Annotated in this window: 1 protein-coding gene and 1 pseudogene; both read left to right on the top strand. The window is 40.8% G+C overall.

Annotation, left to right across the window (positions count from 1 at the left end; all coding sequences use genetic code 11):
* Positions 1 to 130 precede the first annotated feature (130 nt).
* A complete protein-coding gene (locus ACFIKD_RS09465) occupies positions 131 to 793 on the top strand; it encodes a lysozyme (protein WP_375647908.1) in 663 nt (220 codons plus the stop codon).
* A pseudogene (locus ACFIKD_RS09460) lies at positions 790 to 1,016 on the top strand (hypothetical protein). Before ACFIKD_RS09465 ends, ACFIKD_RS09460 begins: the two are co-directional and overlap by 4 nt.
* Positions 1,017 to 1,237: the final 221 nt, after the last annotated feature.

Genomic DNA, 1,237 nt, shown 5'->3' with positions numbered 1-1,237 from the left:
TGTCAAATACATTATTTTGTTCCAATGAACAAGCTACATAGGTTTTAACAAGCCATCCTTTCAAATGGGAAAAATATCAATTTTTTAATCCAGCTCTGCTTTTTGCGGAGCTTTTTTTATGGAGAATCATATGCGAAAAATATCATCAGAAGGACTAGCACTTATCAAACAATGGGAAGGTTTGCGTTTGAACGCCTATAAAGATGCCATTGGGGTGTGGACAATCGGTTATGGACATACAAACAGTGCTGGAAAGCCTTTTATTTACGAAGGCATGACAATCACTGAAAAGCAAGCAGAAGAACTTCTTTGCCAAGACTTAAGACAATTTGAAAATGTCGTTGAACGCGCTGTTACAATTTCATTAACAGATGAACAATTCGCGGCGTTAGTGTCGTTTTGCTATAATGTAGGAACAGGAGCCTTTTGTAACTCGACACTGTTAAAAAAGCTCAATCAAGGTGAATATGAAGCTGTCCCTGCCGAGCTACAGAAATGGACCAAAGCAGGCGGGAAGCGTCTTGAAGGTCTAGCACACCGGCGTGCGGCAGAAACAGGCTTATGGGCAAAAGGGGCTTATGTTTCCTCCAATTATCAAACAGTAGAAACGCAAGCACCAACGGGGGTTTTCAAAGCCGAAACACTTGCACCGATTATTGGCTCTTTTTCTGGGCTTGGTGGTTTGTTAGCAGGAAATGGACCAATCCAATGGGCTTTGGCAACCATCATGGTTTTAGCCGCATGTGCTGGTATTTTCTTTGTTGCTAAACGCTTTCAGGAGCACCGTCTATGATCTTATGGATAAAAGAAATCTGATGCTAACAGGTGCGGTTTTAGCCGCTTTTTTTATTGCATTAGCAAGAGCTTTTACTCTTGGGAAAAAAGCAGCGCAACAAAAGCAAACAGAAAAAGCTTTAAAAGCAGCCACAACACGGCTGGAGGTGGAAAATGAAGTTAATCAAAAAAGTGATGCTGATGTGCGTACTGCTCTCTCTGACTGGTTGCGCGACAAATAAATATGTTTCTTCTTGTATTGGTTGGTTGCCAATTTATTTAAGCCGGCAAGATCTGAACGCCATCAGTTCAAACTTAGCAAGAGAAATTTTAAAGCACAATAATCTAGGTGAACGCGTGGGTGGGTGGAAACATGGCTAGAAAAAAAAACACAAGACGATATAGAGCTTACAGAAGCAGAAAAAGAAATACTTCAAGAAATCATCATGACCTACAAAAGTGT

The sequence above is a fragment of the Bartonella sp. CR84HXZ genome (assembly GCF_042194535.1).
In the GTDB taxonomy this organism is placed as follows: Bacteria; Pseudomonadota; Alphaproteobacteria; order Rhizobiales; family Rhizobiaceae; genus Bartonella; species Bartonella grahamii.
Note: the sequence above shows the minus strand (reverse complement) of the source record. Positions and strands in the feature narration are given on the sequence as shown.